The 17,683-nt window shown below is 43.3% G+C and carries 12 protein-coding genes; 7 read left to right on the top strand and 5 right to left on the bottom strand.

Annotated elements, in window-relative coordinates:
* Window positions 1-246 precede the first annotated feature (246 nt).
* Genes C0V77_RS19410 through C0V77_RS19400 form a run of 3 tightly spaced genes read left to right on the top strand, consistent with a single transcriptional unit; the run spans window position 247 to window position 6,280 of the window.
* Complete coding sequence (locus tag C0V77_RS19410; protein WP_101728041.1) at window positions 247-2,592, top strand: PSD1 and planctomycete cytochrome C domain-containing protein; 2,346 nt, start codon at window positions 247-249, stop codon at window positions 2,590-2,592.
* 39 nt (window positions 2,593-2,631) lie between these two features.
* Window positions 2,632-4,086 carry a DUF1501 domain-containing protein gene (locus C0V77_RS19405; RefSeq protein ID WP_101728040.1) on the top strand — a complete coding sequence of 485 codons (1,455 nt, stop codon included), beginning with the start codon at window positions 2,632-2,634 and terminating at the stop codon, window positions 4,084-4,086.
* A 43-nt stretch (window positions 4,087-4,129) separates the two neighbouring features.
* Window positions 4,130-6,280, top strand: coding sequence for an FN3 associated domain-containing protein (locus C0V77_RS19400; protein ID WP_101728039.1), 2,151 nt, complete (start codon window positions 4,130-4,132; stop codon window positions 6,278-6,280).
* A gap of 28 nt (window positions 6,281-6,308) precedes the next feature.
* Here the strand turns inward: C0V77_RS19400 and C0V77_RS19395 are convergent, their stop codons facing one another.
* From C0V77_RS19395 to C0V77_RS19380, 4 genes are all read right to left on the bottom strand, one after another.
* Window positions 6,309-7,577 carry a DUF2264 domain-containing protein gene (locus C0V77_RS19395; RefSeq protein WP_101728038.1) on the bottom strand — a complete coding sequence of 423 codons (1,269 nt, stop codon included), beginning with the start codon at window positions 7,575-7,577 and terminating at the stop codon, window positions 6,309-6,311.
* 102 nt (window positions 7,578-7,679) lie between these two features.
* A complete protein-coding gene (locus tag C0V77_RS19390) occupies window positions 7,680-9,230 on the bottom strand; it encodes an Rne/Rng family ribonuclease (RefSeq protein WP_101728037.1) in 1,551 nt (516 codons plus the stop codon).
* Between the two features lie 329 nt (window positions 9,231-9,559).
* Window positions 9,560-10,390 carry a tetratricopeptide repeat protein gene (locus C0V77_RS19385; protein WP_143706135.1) on the bottom strand — a complete coding sequence of 277 codons (831 nt, stop codon included), beginning with the start codon at window positions 10,388-10,390 and terminating at the stop codon, window positions 9,560-9,562.
* A gap of 72 nt (window positions 10,391-10,462) precedes the next feature.
* The gene (locus C0V77_RS19380) at window positions 10,463-10,747 is read right to left on the bottom strand and encodes an HU family DNA-binding protein (protein WP_101728035.1); all 285 of its coding nucleotides are present in this window, start codon (window positions 10,745-10,747) and stop codon (window positions 10,463-10,465) included.
* A 299-nt stretch (window positions 10,748-11,046) separates the two neighbouring features.
* Here C0V77_RS19380 and mutY point away from each other — a divergent pair, with 299 nt between their 5' ends.
* Together mutY and C0V77_RS19370 are read left to right on the top strand one after the other, a co-directional pair.
* Complete coding sequence (mutY, locus tag C0V77_RS19375; RefSeq protein WP_101728034.1) at window positions 11,047-12,117, top strand: A/G-specific adenine glycosylase; 1,071 nt, start codon at window positions 11,047-11,049, stop codon at window positions 12,115-12,117.
* A 127-nt stretch (window positions 12,118-12,244) separates the two neighbouring features.
* Entirely contained in the window at window positions 12,245-12,709 is a 465-nt protein-coding gene (locus C0V77_RS19370; protein ID WP_101728033.1) for a single-stranded DNA-binding protein, read from the top strand.
* Window positions 12,710-12,790: 81 nt separating this feature from the next.
* On the opposite strand, the gene uvrB is transcribed toward C0V77_RS19370, so the two are convergent.
* A complete protein-coding gene (gene uvrB / locus C0V77_RS19365; RefSeq protein WP_101728032.1) occupies window positions 12,791-14,818 on the bottom strand; it encodes an excinuclease ABC subunit UvrB in 2,028 nt (675 codons plus the stop codon).
* 313 nt (window positions 14,819-15,131) lie between these two features.
* Here uvrB and C0V77_RS19360 point away from each other — a divergent pair, with 313 nt between their 5' ends.
* Window positions 15,132-15,749: an inorganic pyrophosphatase gene (locus C0V77_RS19360; RefSeq protein WP_101728031.1), complete on the top strand. Its 618-nt coding sequence runs from the start codon at window positions 15,132-15,134 to the stop codon at window positions 15,747-15,749.
* A 162-nt stretch (window positions 15,750-15,911) separates the two neighbouring features.
* Window positions 15,912-17,558, top strand: a complete 1,647-nt coding sequence (locus tag C0V77_RS19355; protein WP_101728030.1) for a pseudouridine synthase — start codon at window positions 15,912-15,914, stop codon at window positions 17,556-17,558.
* Window positions 17,559-17,683: the final 125 nt, after the last annotated feature.

Genomic DNA, 17,683 nt, shown 5'->3' with positions numbered 1-17,683 from the left:
TTGCATCTAAAAAACTGATTTTTTGGTGCAATCGGATAGTCGTTCTGTCTACTTTAGCGTAATTATTAAAATCTATTCAATTAAATTATAAAATATGGCCTCTGGAGCCAATTTTTTGCAGAAAACAGCTTTGTAAATGAGTAAAAATGAATTTTTAAAATAATTTAATAATGTTTTAAATAATTTCATTTTTTCTACAAAAAATACTACTTTTGTTTTTGGGCCATCTCTATTCAAACACCCTTAATGAAAACTTTAACCGTAAAAATTAAATACCTATTTCTTCTTTGCCTTATTACGGTTGGCATTGCCTCTGTGGTCTGGAATTGCACCAGCGCTTCAGCAGAAACATCGGCTATACCAGATGAGGTAGACTATAATTTTCATATCCGCCCGATACTATCCGACCGCTGTTTTAAGTGCCATGGCCCCGACGCCAAAACCCGCGAAGCGAACCTGCGCCTGGATACCCCGGAAGGCGCGTATGCTGCGCTGAAAGACAACCCAAAGGCACATGCCATTGTGGCCGGGAATCCGGATTTGTCAGAAGTGTTTCTCAGAATTACTGCCAAAGACTCCAGCCAACTGATGCCTCCGGTTGAATCAAACCTGAAACTGACCCGGCATGAAATAGACCTGATAGAAAAATGGATTAAGCAGGGTGCAAAATATAAAGAACACTGGGCATTTATTGCACCACGTAAAACAACGGTGCCTAAAGCCGATGAAGATTGGGTGGTGAACGAGATAGATAATTTTGTGTATGACAAAATGCGCGAGAAGGGTCTGAAACCCAATGATGAGGCAGACAAAGAACAGTTGCTGAAACGCGTAAGCCTCGACTTAACCGGCCTGCCGCCAAGTGTAGACTTGCAAGACCGTTTCCTGAAAGATACATCGCCAAATGCGTATGAAAAAATTGTAGACGAACTATTAAAGAGCAAGCACTACGGTGAGAAAATGGCTACCTACTGGCTGGACGTAGCCCGTTATGCCGATTCGCACGGGTATCAGGACGATGGGCTGCGTACCATGTGGCCCTGGAGAGACTGGGTGATTCATGCCTTTAATGAGAATTATCCTTACAGTAAGTTTCTGAGCTGGCAATTAGCCGGCGACCTGCTGCCGAATCCGGACGGAAGCGGTAAACCTTCAAAAGAAATGCTACTGGCAACCGGATTTAACAGAAATCATAAAATAACACAGGAAGGCGGGGTAATTGACGAAGAATACCGGATTGAATACGTAACCGACCGCACCAATACCTTCGGCAAGTCTTTTCTGGCGCTGACATTTGAATGCGCTAAATGCCACGACCATAAGTATGACCCGATTTCTCAGAAAGATTATTACCGCACATTTGCTTTCTTTAACCAGGTGCCTGAAAAGGGTCTTTTCGGAACCATAGATGCCTCTTTTGCCGACCCGCCGAACATGGCTATAACCGATGCAGACGTAAAGTCTTTATTGAAGTTTATCAATAAAAAAGACACCGCAAAAGTGATGGTAATGGTAATGAAAGATACTACCAAAACCCGGACAACCTATGTACTGAACCGCGGAAATTATGATTCGCACGGCGACTCCGTAACCTTTGGCCTGCCACAAAGAGTAATGCCTTATGATACCGTAAAGTACGGAAGAGGTCGTCTGGGACTAACCAAATGGATGCTTGACCCTAAAAATCCTTTAACGGCACGGGTATATGTGAACCGCCTGTGGGCGCAGTTTTTTGGCAGAGGTATTGTAAAAACATTGGGCGATTTCGGGATGCAGAGTGAACTGCCGTCTCACCCCGAATTACTCGACTGGCTGGCGGTTGATTTCAGAGAAAAAGGCTGGAATGTCAAACGGCTGGTAAAAAAGATGGTAATGTCGGCCACTTACCGGCAGGCTTCAGTGGTAACAAAGAAACATCTTAACACCGACCCTGAGAATATTTATCTGGCAAGGAGTTCTCGCATTCGAATACCTGCAGAAAACGTACGCGACTATGTTTTGTCAAGCAGTGGCATACTAAATGAAGAAATCGGCGGGCCAAGTATTAAACCGTATCAACCCAAAGGGTTGTGGGAAGTGGCAACCTCTGGCCGCGGAACGCTGTCAAGATATGTGCAGGACCATGAATCTGACCTGTACAGGCGTGGTATGTATGTGTTCATTAAACGAACGGTTCCGCCACCTGCCATGCTTATTTTTGATGCCAGTAACCGCGACCAATGCGAGGTGCAGCGCGTGCGTACCAATACGCCTTTGCAGGCACTGGTAATGATGAACGACCCACAGATGATTGAAGGCTCAAGGGTAATGGCTGAAAAGCTGTCAATTGAAAGCGGTAACTATGACACAAAACTGGAAAAGGCTTTCAGAAAGGTGCTTTGCCGAAAGCCGACCGAAAAGGAAATGACCATTGTGAAGCAGTACTTTGCGCAAGAGTCAGGTTTACTTAAAAAAGATATAAAACGAGCCGAAAGGCTGCTTAATATAGGTGAATACACACATGAAGCAGTAAAAGACAAGGCTTCGGCCGCTGCTTTGATGCAAACTATTCAGATGTTGTATAACATGGAAGAAGCCATTACCCGCATTTAGCCGTTTTGGATTACCAATTACTGATTTTAATTTTCACTGATGGAAAACGAATTTTTCAAAAACAGATTGAATATTAACCGCAGGCATTTTCTGAGCAAATCGGCCGTGGGCCTGGGTAGTTTGGCCTTGGGCTCATTGATGATTCCTGACCTCTTCAGGGGCGGAGATGACAGCTCGGCGCAATTGCCGCTTGGCTTGCCTCACTTTGCACCCAAAGCCAAAAGAGTAATTTATCTGTTTCAGAATGGTGCACCTTCTCAGCTTGAAACTTTCGATTATAAACCTTTGCTCAATAAAATGGCAGGTGAGGACCTGCCCGAGTCAATCAGAGGAGGGCAGAGGCTGACTGGTATGACCGCCAACCAGACCAAATTTCCGCTGGTTGGGTCTTATTTTGGTTTTAAGCAATACGGTCAGTCTGGTGCATGGGTAAGCGATATGTTTCCCAACATGGCCAGGATTGTGGATGAGCTTTGTATCATAAAAACCATGAATACCGAGGCCATTAATCATGACCCCGCGCTGACTTTCCTCCAGACAGGAGCACAGGTTGGTAATCGCCCGAGCATGGGTGCCTGGATGAGCTACGGTTTAGGTAGTGAAAACAAAAACCTGCCTGCGTTTTGCGTGTTATTGTCGCGCGGAAGAGGCAACGGGCAAGGGGTTTACTCAAAACTGTGGACAAACGGTTTTCTTGATTCTACCCATCAGGGCGTGGTGTTCAGTAGCGGAGAAGACCCGATTCTGTATCTGAAAGATTCAGAAGGTATTGATAAAGAATCGCGCAGGCGTATGCTGGATAAACTGGCAGAACTTAATAATCTGGGCTTTGAGAACAACGGCGACCCCGAAGTGCAGGCCAAAGTGCAGCAATATGAAATGGCCTACCGCATGCAAACGGCTGTGCCTGAGTTGACAGACTTATCAAAAGAGCCAGACCATATCGTAAAAATGTATGGCCCTGAATGCCTGGTGCCGGGTACTTATGCGGCCAATGCTTTGCTGGCAAGAAAACTCTCTGAATCGGGCGTGCGCTTCGTGCAGTTGTATCATCAGGGATGGGACCAGCACGGTAATTTACCCAACGAAATGCCGTTGCAGGCCGAAGACGTTGACCGTTCGTCGGCAGCTTTGATAATGGACTTAAAACAAAGAGGACTGTTAGACGAAACGCTTGTGATATGGGGAGGCGAATTTGGCAGAACTAATTATTGCCAGGGAAACTTTACAAAAGATAATTATGGCCGTGACCACCACCCCAGAGCCTACACCATCTGGATGGCGGGCGGCGGGGTAAAACCCGGCATAGTTTATGGAGAAACAGACGAGTTTGGTTACAATATAGTTAAAGACCCCGTGCATATACACGATTTCCATGCCACTGTGATGCACCTGATGGGTCTTAACCATGAGCAGCTGACTTATAAGCATTTAGGCAGAAGATACAGGCTCACCGACGTGGCCGGTAAGCTGGTGCCCGGTATCATAGCCTGATTTTCCACCTGTCTGAAACATCTATTGCACCCTGAACACTTCGATGAATCGTTTCTATAAAGCAAGTTCGTATCTTTTACTAGTTTGTAATTTACTGCTCATTTTTCTGCTCTTTTTTGAAGAAAGGGTAAAGGTGCCTCTTTGGGTAAGTCCGTTTGGCAGGCTTCACCCAATGCTGCTGCATTTACCAATCGGGTTTTCAATTATACTGGCACTCATAATACTGCTAAAGAAAGAAATTGAACCCAAAAGCTATGCATTCTTTGTGAGGCTGATGCTCATCATTACGGCGCTTACGTCATGTATTGCTGCTTTGATGGGTTTTTTCCTGTCGAGAGAGGGAGGATACGATGCCGGTCTTTTGCAATGGCATAAGTGGACAGGTGTAGGTGTGAGTGTATTTACTTATGCTTTAACCTGGTACTATGAAGATTTGAGCCAAAAAAAGACCAGGTTATTTCAATACCTGTCAGTATGCGGTTTGGTGCTTTTCATTTTAGCAGGTCACTATGGGGCGGCTATCACGCATGGTGAGAACTATGTACTGGAAGCCTTTGAGAATAAAAAGAAATCGTCAGATTTTTCGAATGAAAGCAATCTATATGCTGTCTCTATTGTTCCGATTCTGGAAAAGAAATGTATGGCATGTCATAACGACCAGAAAGTAAAAGGAGAACTGAACATGAGCAGCATAGAAAAAATACTGAAAGGGGGTAAGCATGGCGCTTTATGGAAAGCCGGAGATACCCTGCATAGCTTATTGCTGCAAAGGGTACACTTACCGCTTGAAGAAAAAGAGCACATGCCGCCTAAAGGCAAAGAACAGCTGACTTTTGAAGAAATTGCCTTATTGAGTGCTTGGATACAGGAAGGCGCCAACATAAAAAAAACGGTGAAGGATTATCCGGAGGCATCAAAAACCAGGGTATTGGCCATGAAAATGGCTGGCAGTGGCAATAGTATAAAAACTTACGATTTCGCCGAGGCATCTGAAAGTACATTGGCAGACGTTAATACCCCTTTTTGTGTGGTAAGTCCGCTGGCAGCCGGGTCTCCGGCATTGGAGGCCGAGTTTTTTGTCAGTCGGAAATTCGATAAAAAATCGCTTGAGAATCTGGCTAAAGTAAAAGAGCAGCTGGTAGAACTGAGCCTGTCAAAAATGCCTGTGAAAGACGAAGATGTTAAGCTGATTGCCCAATTCAGAAATCTTGAAAAACTCAATCTGAATCAGACTGATATTTCAGGTGTTACTTTAGACCAGCTTGCACAAAACAAAAAATTATTTTCTGTTACGTTGTCGGGTACAAAAGTAGGAAAAGCCCAACTACAAAAATTAATGGTGTTGCCAGCTTTAAAAGAAGTTTTCGTATGGAATACTTCGTTAGATTCGGTGGCAATTCAAGAATTTGCTAAAAAGTATCCGGGGGTTGTATTTGATACAGGTTACAGGGGGAATCCGAAAGAAGTACTGAAACTGAATCCGCCGATTCTGGTGAATGAAGATTTTATACTTAAAAAAGGCATACCGGTAGAGCTAAAGCATACGTTAAAGAATGTGCAGATTCATTATACTTTAGATGGCACAGACCCTGACTCAACCACCGGAACGATATACACCAAACCATTGGTTGTTGATAGCTATACCCGTTTAAAAGCGATGGCCACCAAAGATGGATGGCTTGCAAGTAACAGAGTATCTTACACTTTCTTTAAAGCTGGCTTTGTAGCTGATACAGCCCTTTTGCTTACCTTACCCAAGCCGCAGTATGCAGGCAAGGGCGCCAGGAACCTGATAGATTTAAAGAAAGGCCCGAACGATAACCACGGCGATGCGGCTTGGCTGGGTTACCAGCAGGAAGATTTTGTGAGCCTGCTGAAATTTAAGAAGTCAACGTTTTTAAGCATGATAACCCTGAGCTATTTAATGAAGCCGGGGTCGCACATTATGCCGCCTGCTACTGTTGAAGTATGGGGGGGAAGCAGTGAGGCAGACCTCAAGAAACTTCAGAAAATAGTACCGGAGCAGCCTGATAAAATGCAGAATGCTGTAAACATGGGTATTAATGTGCCGATCAGACCCGGAGAATATAAAGTAATAAAAGTAGTAGTGAAGCCACTACCGAAATTGCCTAAGTGGCATCCGGAAAAAGGTAAGCCGGGTTGGTTTTTTGTTGATGAAATCTTCCTCAACTAAGTTTTTCAGGATGCCGTTTAGTTACTAATCAGTAGCTTACTGCTTTATCTTTTTTAAATGGCTTGCCAGACCATGCTTTTTGCTGGGTCCATTCTTCATCAGGTGCCGACCAGAACGGGTCGGTTTCGGGCAAGCCCAAAGGCAGGAATCCCAAAGAGGTGAGATACATGCTGCCCGCGTTAGAGTATGAATCAGCAATGCCCGGCTGATGCCCTGCAAAACCGAGGGTCAGCCATCCGGCTTTATCAAAAACACCCTCTTGGCCGAACATCCGTTTCATAACGGCTGTCATTGCACAGCGTACCTGTGCCGGGCTTACACCTTCCGGTAGTTGGTGTAAAAGTGCCGTATGCGCCAATGCCTGAAATGCACCTAAGCGATAAGTGATACTTCTACCAAATGGAGGAAATGAGCCTTCGGGAGATATCAATCTTTCCAGAAAATCGGCTTGCCGCTGCATTCTTTTTACGGCTTTGGTATGCTGGTCTTCAAGAGCCTGATTTTTTCTATCCGGCCACTGCCTTTTTTGTACTTTCAGCAGAGTGTCAAGCACATCTACAATCATTGGGTGAATCACGAACGAGTTGTAATAGTCCATGTGAAAAACTTCTCCATCTTTAAACCAGCCGTCGCCCACATAAAAACTTTCAATAATCCTGAGCCCGTAATCTATTCTGAAACGGTCTGCTTCTTCACCCGCAAATTGTAAAAATACCTCAACCATAGCCGAGAACAAAAGCCAGTTATTATTGCCCGGCACAACCCTGCGCAGCAATCTGAATTCCTCAATAACCCGCTTTTTGGTGGTGTCATCCAACGGTTGCCAGAGTGCCTCAGGCGCTTTCAGGAAACTCTGTGCCAGAAAGGCGGCATCTACCAATGTTTGCCCTTCTTTTCGCCAGAGCATGTAGTCGGGGCTTGCCGGGTCAACGCTGTTTTTAATACTGCCCAGTGCATAAGTTCTTAGTTTTTTGCGTAGTCTGCCTTCTTCATTATCAGTATCCGGCAGGGCCAGCCAGGGGGCTATGCCTGTCATGGTACGGGCAAAGCCTTCCAGAAAAGCAACTTTGGCATTGCGGTTGTCCCAGATTGGGCTCAGTTCTACCTGCCAGTTTTTTTGCAAGGTGCCTTCGCTCAGATTCCTAAGAACGGGTTCGGCAATTTTATAAAGTAATTTTGCCCAGTAAAGGCGTGTATCTTCTTTTTCAGGGGCAGGGTTGGCCTGTGAGATAACTGGTGACGCTGCAATGGCAAAGCCAGCCATTGTGTTTTTCTGGATAAAGTCTCTGCGGTTCATGGGTTGAATATAATTTAAAGCAATTTATGCCTAAAATTAATAGCAAACAACCCACATAAACAGATGTGCCGGAAATAAAAATGCAGTAAGAAAAAGGAATAGTTAGCTTATTTCGATTTCATCCCCGTGCTTGTTGATGAAATGAAACTCGGTGATACCAATAGATGAATCTTTTACGAGTTTGATCCAGGTACGGTATTTCAGGAACCACTTCACTTGTTTTGAAATGATACCTTCACGGTAGTAAGCGTAAACGAACGGATGCAGAATAATGCTGATGCCTGTCTCGTTTTGTTTCGACAGGATATAGTCCAGATTATTTTCAATCAAATCGGTAATAACAATACTTGCCTGAATTGTACCCGTACCGCCACAGGTTGGGCAGGTTTCGCGGGTTACAATATTCATTTCGGGGCGTACACGCTGGCGGGTAATTTGTAGCAGGCCAAACTTAGAAATAGGCAGAATGGTATATTTAGACCTGTCGCCTTTCATTTCTTCTTTCATTGCTTCCTGAATCAAACGACGGTTTTCGTTTTTCTTCATGTCAATGAAATCAACCACTATAATACCACCCATATCGCGCATGCGCAACTGGCGGGCAATTTCTTTGGCTGCTTCAAGGTTAACGGTGAGCGCGGTAGACTCCTGGTCGCCCTCCTGTGTTGATTTATTGCCACTGTTTACGTCAATTACATGAAGCGCTTCAGTGTGTTCAATAATCAGGTACCCTCCACCTGGTAGGCTTACCGAGCGGCCAAACAAAGACTTAATTTGTTTCTCTATACCGAACTGCTCAAAAAGCTTTGTTTTTCCGGTATGGAGCTTCAGGATCTTCTCTTTTTCTGGGGCAATGGTATGTAAAAAGCTCTTGATACCATCAAAATTTTCTTTCGAATCAACATAGATATTGTCGAAATCATCGTTCAGCATATCACGCAGAATAGAAGAAGCTCTATCCATTTCGCTGATGATGCGGTCACGAGGTTTGGCATCCCGAAGATTTTTCATCCCCGACTCCCACTTGTCAACACAAAAATCAATATCTCTCTTCAATTCGTCAAGGTCTTTGCTTTCGGCTACGGTTCTTACTATCACCCCGAAGTTTTCAGGTTTGATAGACGACACCAGCTTATGTAAACGCTGACGCTCTTGCTTATTAGTGATTTTCTTGGAGATATTAACAGACGTACTGAAAGGTACCAGAACGATGTTCCGGCCGGCAATCGAGATGTCGCACGATAGCCGCGGGCCTTTAGTAGAAATAGGTTCTTTCACAACCTGCACCAGAATAGGGGTATTCTTGGTAACAACTTCGTTTATCTTACCTAATTTGTCTATATCTTTTTCAAGTTGAAAACCTTTCAGACGAAGATTAACAGGACGTTTGGCAATAACGTCTTTAACAAATTTGCTGAGAGAATTGTACGAAATGATTTCGTTATAGTGCAGAAAACCATCTTTATCGTAGCCGACGTCTACAAAGGCAGCATTGTTGCCCTGTACAACTTTCTTAACTACACCCAAATAGATATCTCCGACGGAAAACTGGTGTTCCGTCTCATCAAAGTGATATTCAAGTAGCCTTTTGTCTTGTACTAGGGCTATCCTGTCACCTTTCTGTGTGGTACTGATATATAATTCGTTGCTCAATACTGAGGTAGAATCAAGAGGTTAGATATTGTTTTGGCTAAATGATGGATTTTGATAGTCATAAGCACAAATTATTGGAGCCTATGACTATCAAAGTAAAGAAAGATTATTTTTTCTTATGACGGTTTTTTCTAAGACGTTTCTTTCTTTTGTGAGTTGACATCTTGTGTCTTTTTCTTTTCTTTCCGCAAGGCATAATTGTAAAAGATTATAAACCCCTGGTCGGTAAGGGGTATTTAATTCAATAATTTATTTATATGTTTTTCCTCTGTCTTTCAACAGGGGAGACCGTGGCACGGTGTTTTTTATCGAACCGCAAAGATAGTGAATTATTTTATACTCTCCAAAGTCTTGTTGAGTTCTTGCAATAAAGTAGGGTCTTTCACTTTTTCTTTCAGGTCAAGCAATATCTTTTTTGCCTGGTCTTTCTCTCCTAATTCAAGTAGGCTGTATCCTAAACCAAACTGCGCATTGGCATTTGAAGGGTTGATACGCAACACCTGTCTGAAACGGTCGGCGGCTTTGGCATACTGGTTAGACTGCATTGATAACACACCCAGGTTCATCAGCGCCGGCTCGTAGTTGGGCTCTTCTGCCAATACCTCGCGCAGCATCATAATGGCCTGCATAGGCGAGTCTGTCTGTACGTAAGTCATTGCCAGATTGGTTTTGGCCTGTAGCTGTCTTGGGCTTTTCTCCAGAACCTTATGATAGGCATTACGGGTTTTATTAGCCAGATACTCAATGTTTTCGGGTTTCAATGCCAGATTATATGCCTGTAAATAGGCATCACCGGCCCTCATCCAGTTTTCGGTGCTCGGTGCGGCCAGGGCAATTTTTTCTATATACACAGCGGCGCTGTCAAATCTGTTACCAAGTGCATAGGTTTCTGCCAATTGGTTATAAACCGCTTTTTTGTCAGTGGCTGTGGTCAGCTTCTGTTTCAGGTCGGCAATTTGTTTTTCCTGCTCCGGCGATAACTTCGGCGCCTGCGTGGCAATATCATCTTTGTGGTTGTCTGCTGTGGCAGGGCCTTTGTTGTCGGCTACTTTATCACGGTTCGACTTCGCCTCGTTTTTAACAACCACTTTAGGGCGATAATAAAGAAAGCCCGTGAGGGCTATCGCTGCTACAATTATAATCAAAAATTGTTTTTTCATAAGTTTCTGATAACCGTGGGTAGTGCATTGCACTACCCACAATTGGTCGATAAGCCCTTTCGGGCAATGAAATTATTTTACGTTGGCTTTCACTTGTTCCGTAAATTCTTTGGCTGGCTTGAAGCCCGGAACAGAGTGAGCCGGTACGGTTACCGTAGTTTTAGCAGAAATGTTACGAGCTTTTTTAGCAGCTCTTCTCTTGTTTACAAAACTTCCGAAACCTCTGACATACACAGCATCTCCTTGTGCCAATGTGTCTTTTACTGTGTTAAAAAATGCCTCAAGTGTAGATGATACACTTGCTTTGTCCACGCCAGTCTTGTCGGCAATCGCTGAAATTACTTCTGCTTTAGTCACGATCGTAACTTATTTTTTAAGGTTTTAATATTGAATTTTACCAAGATAACTATTGAATTGAAAGGACTTATTAAACAAAATAAAAGCAGACGCTCAGTTCTATTAATTCAACCTCTCCAAACTCTTTGGGTTTATTTTGGGTTTGCAAAGATATGGGTTTTAAACTTAGTATCCCAAAAACATTTTAGTATTTTTTTATATAATTGCTTAATAATTAGTGAGTTATATTTTTTTTAAAGGTAAAACAAACGTTTTAAAAAAGAAAAAATAAGCGATTGTTAAGAAAACATCAATAAAAATTGGAAAGACAAACGTTTTCCGAAGTACTCAGAAAATGGTATTTCAGTAACCAAAGAGACCTGCCCTGGAGGCATACAAACGACCCATACAAGATATGGTTATCTGAAGTTATACTGCAACAAACCAGAGTGGTGCAGGGCATGCCTTACTACAATAAATTTGTTGAGAAATACCCAACAGTTACAGCGCTGGCCAATGCCGATGAACAAGACGTTTTGCGGCTGTGGCAAGGCCTGGGTTATTACTCAAGAGCCAGAAATATGCACCAGACAGCCCAAATTATAGCAGGTGCTTTCAATGGCATATTTCCGGATAATTATGCGGCACTGGTAAAACTGAAGGGCATAGGCCCATACACCGCAGCTGCCATTGCCTCTTTTGCATTTAACGAGAAAGTGGCAGTAGTTGACGGAAATGTGTACAGAGTTTTAGCCAGAGTATTTGGTATTGAAACTGACATAGCCAGCCATGAGGCAAAAAAGATTTTTAACGAACTGGCCAACGAGTTAATTTCAGAAGAGGAACCGGGTACGCACAATCAGGCGGTGATGGAGTTCGGGGCAACTTATTGCACACCTGTCAATCCCGGCTGTATGTTCTGTATTTTTCAGGGTTCCTGCCTGGCAAACCTGCAAGGCAAGCAGGCAATACTGCCTGTGAAACTGAAAAAAGTAAAAGTGCGCAACCGTTTCTTTGATTATTTTGTAATTGAAAAGGCCGGTAAGTTACTGATGGCCAAACGCGGGCCAAAAGATATTTGGGAAGGGCTGTACGATTTTTATTTGTTAGAAAGCCCAGGAAGCCTGATGGATATTGAATTAACCGATAATGATTTTCTGCTGGCATTATTGCCACACGCTATTATCAGAAGTACATCTGAGGTTTACAGGCATATACTGACACACCAGCGTATAGAGGTGCGGTTCTGGCATCTGGATGTGGATGGTAACATGAATGTGCCATTGCCGCCAAATTACACTTTTTTTGAGTGGGAAGAAGTGGAAGATTTGCCCAAGCCTGTTCTGATAGAAAAGTACCTGAAAAAGCAACATAAGGAATTTCAAAAGTAGCGCTGAGGGGCTGAAAATGGTTGCGGTCTGATTACCAAACAATTGGACGCGCATCTTAGAAAGTATTATGGTTTTTTATTAAATTTGTTCTTGATCAAAACGACATACATTCAAAACAGATAAAAAAATGGCTGGAGTAAACAAAGTGATTTTATTAGGAAGATTAGGGTCTGACCCCGAAGTCCGTACGCTTCCAAGCGGTGGTAAAGTAGTAAACTTTAGCATTGCTACGTCTGAGAACTATACCAACAGAAACGGAGAAAAGGTAGAACAAACAGAATGGCATAGAATTGAGCTTTGGGAGAATCTGGCAAATGTAGCTGAGCAGTATCTGAAAAAGGGAGACATGGCCTACATTGAAGGAAAGATAAGAACCGAAAAATGGACTGACCAGAACGGGCAGGAAAGATATACAACCAGAGTAAGAGGAACGGCTATTCAGCTGATAGGTGGCCGAAGCAGTAATGCAGAAGAAAGTGACGCAGCGCCGTCATACGGTAACAGCAACAATTTTGCACCTAAACCTGCACCTGTACCAACCCCACCACCTATTGAAATGGCCGGCGATGGTGGCGATGATTTGCCGTTTTAAGAATAAGCAATAGAATTATGAAGATATTCTCGGTAGGGGTTCAAAATTTTGAACCCCTATATTGTTTAAAATCGATATTTTTTAGGCAGGCACCTGTTCTATTTTTTCTTTCAATTGCAGCATTTCGTCTCTGAAACGGGCAGCCTCCAGGAAGTCAAGCTCTTTGGCGGCACGCTCCATTTTTTTCTGGGTTTCATCCATTAATTTCTGTAGCTGGCCTTTGTTCATATAGCTTACAACAGGGTCTGCGGCTATGCTAACCTCCTGTGGTTCAATATAATACGTTTTGGTGCTGGCGCGGCTGTCGGCAATAGAGGTTTGCTCCATAATGGCCTCTCTGCTTTTAAATACCGTTTTGGGTGTAATACCATGCTCCTCATTGTAGGCCATCTGTCTGGCCCGGCGTCTTTCAGTTTCTTCAATGGCTTTTGCCATTGAACCCGTTATGGTATCTGCATACATCAGCACTTTACCGTTTTCGTTACGTGCTGCACGACCAATGGTTTGTATAAGCGAGCGGATATCACGCAGGAAGCCCTCCTTATCGGCATCCATAATAGCAACCAACGATACCTCAGGCAGGTCCAGCCCTTCTCTCAAAAGGTTTACCCCCACCAGAACATCAAAAATGCCGAGGCGCAATTCACGAAGGATTTCAACCCGTTCAAAAGTTTTTACCTCAGAGTGTATGTAGCGGCCCTTGATACCCACTTTGTCGAGATACCGGCTCATTTCTTCGGCCATCCTTTTGGTTAGTGTGGTTACCAAAACCCTTTCTTTGCGTTCAACCCTTAAATGAATTTCTTCCAGTAAATCATCAATCTGGTTAATGCTTGGTCTTACTTCAATCTCAGGGTCAAGCAGCCCGGTCGGCCGGATAATCTGCTCTACTACCACGCCTTCTGCTTTTCTTATCTCATAGTCGGCCGGGGTGGCGCTAACGTAAATGGCCTGGCCTATCAGCTCTTCAAATTCTTGAAATTTCAATGGCCGGTTGTCCATAGCTGATGGCAGCCGGAATCCGTATTCCACCAGCGATTCCTTGCGCGACCGGTCTCCTCCCCACATGGCCCTAATCTGGGGCATTGATACATGGCTCTCGTCTACTACCAATATAAAGTCTTCCGGGAAGTAGTCAAGCAGGCAGAAAGGCCTCTGGCCCGGCTGGCGTCTGTCAAAAAAGCGTGAGTAGTTTTCTATACCTGAGCAATAGCCCAGTTCGCGCATCATTTCCAGGTCAAACTCGGTTCGTTCCTGTATGCGTTGCGCTTCCAGCCTGCGGCCGTCAGACTCAAAGTACTTTACCTGCCTTACCATTTCGTCCTGAATCTCGTGAATAGCGTTTTGCATCACATCTCTACCGGTTACAAACAGGTTAGCAGGAAAAACCGCTATTTGCTTTTCAGTCGATAATTTTTTGCCATTGGTGGGGTCAATCCGCTGTATTTCTTCAATCTCATCGCCAAAGAATATAAAACGGTAGGCAAAGTCGGCGTAACTGGGGTATAAATCAACGGTATCTCCCTTTACCCTGAAATTCCCCCGCGTAAACTCAGCTTCCGTACGCGAATAAAGTATCGACACAAGCTGATACAAGAACTGGTTCCGGCTTACCTGCTCGCCCACTTTTATCTGAATAATGCTTTGCTTCATTTCATGGGGGTTACCTGCACCATAAATACATGAAACCGATGCTATTACAATTACATCGCGCCGACCAGACATCAGTGATGAAACCGTTGAAAGCCGCAGCTTGTCAATTTCCTCATTAATCATCAGGTCTTTTTCAATATAGGTATTGGTAGTAGCAATGTACGCCTCCGGCTGGTAGTAATCATAATAGCTGATGAAGTATTCAACAGCGTTTTCGGGGAAGAACTGCTTAAACTCGCCATAAAGCTGGGCAGCCAGAGTTTTATTATGGCTTAGTATCAGCACGGGGCGGTCTAGCTGGGCAATTACATTGGCAACGGTAAATGTTTTACCCGAACCCGTAACACCCAGTAAAACCTGGGTTTCTTCTCCATTCCTGATTCCCTCCACCAATTTTTTTATGGCCACTGGCTGGTCACCGGTAGGTTTGTATTCTGAGGTTAGTTTGTATAGCATAATTTACAGTCTGGTCAGTAAGCCTATCGTTTTAAAACAAAAGTCGGGTTGTTATAGTTTCGTGTTTTTTGTTAATCAGAAACTATACATAAACTTTTTCAAGGCGACAGCAGACAGATTTTGAAGCCCGGGCAAAGGAAGAATAAAAAGTAAAGCCACAGTACGAATTTCAGGAAAGGATATGACTGGTTAAAGTTGTTACAGGACAATTCATAGAATCTAAGATTAAGTTTCTGCCAAATGTAATTACATAGAAAAAACGGTGTTAGATTTCGGAAGAATTATATTTATTTTGCCCAAAAATCAAGTTTTTATGAAGCCAGTTTACAAAGCACACCCTTGGCATGGTATTCCTGTTGGAGAAAAGGCCCCAGAAACAGTAACAGTATTTATTGAAATTGTGCCTTCTGATACCATTAAATATGAAGTAGATAAGGAGTCAGGTTATTTGAAAATCGATCGTCCTCAGAAATATTCAAATATTATTCCTTCGTTATATGGGTTTATTCCTCAAACCTATTGCGGAGAGGAAGTAGCAAAACTGGCCCGCGAACGTGGCTCAGATAAAGTAACAGAGGGAGACGGTGACCCACTTGATATTTGTGTGTTATCGAGCCACCATATTCCGCATGGTGACATTTTATTACAAGCTATACCTATTGGCGGTTTGTGTTTATTAGACAAAGGCGAAGCTGACGATAAAATCATTGCCGTGCTGGTAGCAGACCCAATTTATCAGAAATTTAAGGATATCAGCGAGCTGCCGGAAGCTATCATTACGCGTCTGAAACACTATTTCCTTACCTATAAAAGCTTACCTGACGAGAAAAATGCCATTGAAATATCTAATGTTTATGGCCGTGAAGGTGCGCATGAGGTAATCAGGAAGTCGATGATGGATTACAGAGATTTAATCTTTAAACCTATTTAAGTTTAAAGTTACAATATATCAACGGGGCATAACTCAGGTGATGCCCCGTTTGTTTTTTACAGCGGTGGAACAGTAATAATTAAGGTAATATAGGAATCTCGTATTATTGTTGTACCTTTGCAATTGATAATCAATTAATTACAGCAGTGATGCTGCAAACTTATGAAGAATACTGAAAGACCCCGGAGACCAAGAACGGAGGGTAAAGAAAAACCGGTCTCATCTAGGTCCGACCAACGCTCGGATAAAAAAAGCTACTCAGACGACAAACGTCCTTACGCAAGTAAAAGAACTGACTCCATCGCCAGACCAAAAGGCAATTTTTCAAAAAAAGAAGGATTTGATAGAAGTTTCTCAGAACCACGTTTCGGTGAAAAGAGACCTTTTGGCGCTAAAAAGCCTTTTACTTCTGAACCATCAGAACGTCCTTTCGAAAAGAAAGCTACAGATGGTAAACGCTCATACGGAGAGAAAAAATCTTTTGGCGGTAACCGTCCGGCTCGTCCTTATACTAAAAAAGAGGATGGTGGACTTGAAAGCAAACGCCCTTATGGAGAGAAAAAATCCTATGGTGGCGACCGTCCGGCTCGTCCTTATGCGAAAAAAGAGGATGGTGGATTTGAAAATAAACGCCCATCCGGTGAAAAGAAATCCTATGGTGATGAGCGTCCGGCTCGTCCTTATGTAAAAAAAGAGGATGACGGGTTCGAAAATAAACGCCCTTATGGAGAGAAAAAACCATTTAGTAGCGACCGCCCAGACCGCCCTTTTCAGAAAAGAACAGAAGGGGGATTTGAAAATAAACGTACTTTTGGCGACAAAAAGCCATTTGGTACTGAACGCGCAGAACGACCGTCGTTTAGAAGAGAAGGAGGTGATTTTGCTGAGAAAAAACCATTTGAAAGAGAGAAACCACGATTCGAAAAACGTGACGACAGACGTGAAGAAAGAGGTTACAGCAAAGGAGCCAGAGGCGAAAGAAAAGAAAACCAGGCAAGCGCATCTAAAGTAGCTGCTCCTAACTACAATCTTGATAAAATGAAAAACTCTTTGCCCCCCAGGGTAAAGCGTAAAGTAGAACAGGAAGAGAAAGATATTGATGGATTAATAAGACTGAACCGATACATTTCAAATGCAGGTATTGCTTCGCGCCGTGATGCTGACGAGCTGATTGCCTCAGGTCAGATTACGGTTAATGGCAAGGAAATAACCGAAATGGGTTACAAAGTTAAACCCAGTGATGTTGTAAAATATGGTAAAAAAATATTGAACCGCGAAAAACTGGTTTATTTGTTGCTGAACAAACCCAAAGATTTTATTACTACTACCGAAGACCCCAATGAGCGCAAAACCGTAATGGACCTGGTGGCCAATGCCTGCGAAGAAAGGGTGTATCCGGTGGGCAGGCTTGATAGAAACACAACGGGCTTGCTGCTTTTGACAAATGATGGCGAACTGGCTGAAAAACTATCTCACCCCTCTAATGAAATAAGAAAGATTTATCAGGTTGAACTTGACAAGCCTATATCAACCGAGCATTTTGATGCTATTAAAGAAGGTATTGACCTGGAAGATGGCTTCATAAAAGCAGACGACCTTGCTTTGGTAACACCAGATGCAGAAGTGGTAGGTATTGAGATACACAGTGGTAAAAACCGCATTGTGCGTCGTATTTTTGAGCATTTCGGTTATGAAGTACTCAAACTTGACCGCACCACCTATGCAGGTTTGAATAAAAAAGATTTGCCAAGAGGCAAGTGGCGCTTTTTGACCGAGAAAGAGGTTATCAGACTCAAGTATATGATATAAAAACCGGATATTGATTAATTAGTATCTGTTCTTAGGTATAATAGGCTTTATGGCTCCCTGAATAAAATCTGTGAGCCGTAAAGCCATTTTTTTTGTTGGGTTGTAAATGGTTTTACTGTTTTGCT

Source organism: Emticicia sp. TH156, assembly GCF_002855535.1.
Lineage (GTDB): Bacteria > Bacteroidota > Bacteroidia > Cytophagales > Spirosomataceae > Emticicia > Emticicia fluvialis.
The sequence above is the reverse complement of the archived record's forward strand: the minus strand, read 5'-3'. Positions and strand labels throughout refer to the sequence as shown.

What these genes read in the sequence shown, in the direction of transcription:
- C0V77_RS19385 (WP_143706135.1), bottom strand. Translation starts at nt 10,390, where the DNA reads ATGAAAAAACAATTTTTGATTATAATTGTAGCAGCGATAGCCCTCACG.
- C0V77_RS19360 (WP_101728031.1), top strand. Translation starts at nt 15,132, where the DNA reads ATGAAGCCAGTTTACAAAGCACACCCTTGGCATGGTATTCCTGTTGGA.
- C0V77_RS19355 (WP_101728030.1), top strand. Translation starts at nt 15,912, where the DNA reads ATGAAGAATACTGAAAGACCCCGGAGACCAAGAACGGAGGGTAAAGAA.
- C0V77_RS19370 (WP_101728033.1), top strand. Translation starts at nt 12,245, where the DNA reads ATGGCTGGAGTAAACAAAGTGATTTTATTAGGAAGATTAGGGTCTGAC.
- C0V77_RS19405 (WP_101728040.1), top strand. Translation starts at nt 2,632, where the DNA reads ATGGAAAACGAATTTTTCAAAAACAGATTGAATATTAACCGCAGGCAT.
- C0V77_RS19410 (WP_101728041.1), top strand. Translation starts at nt 247, where the DNA reads ATGAAAACTTTAACCGTAAAAATTAAATACCTATTTCTTCTTTGCCTT.
- C0V77_RS19395 (WP_101728038.1), bottom strand. Translation starts at nt 7,577, where the DNA reads ATGAACCGCAGAGACTTTATCCAGAAAAACACAATGGCTGGCTTTGCC.
- uvrB (WP_101728032.1), bottom strand. Translation starts at nt 14,818, where the DNA reads ATGCTATACAAACTAACCTCAGAATACAAACCTACCGGTGACCAGCCA.
- C0V77_RS19400 (WP_101728039.1), top strand. Translation starts at nt 4,130, where the DNA reads ATGAATCGTTTCTATAAAGCAAGTTCGTATCTTTTACTAGTTTGTAAT.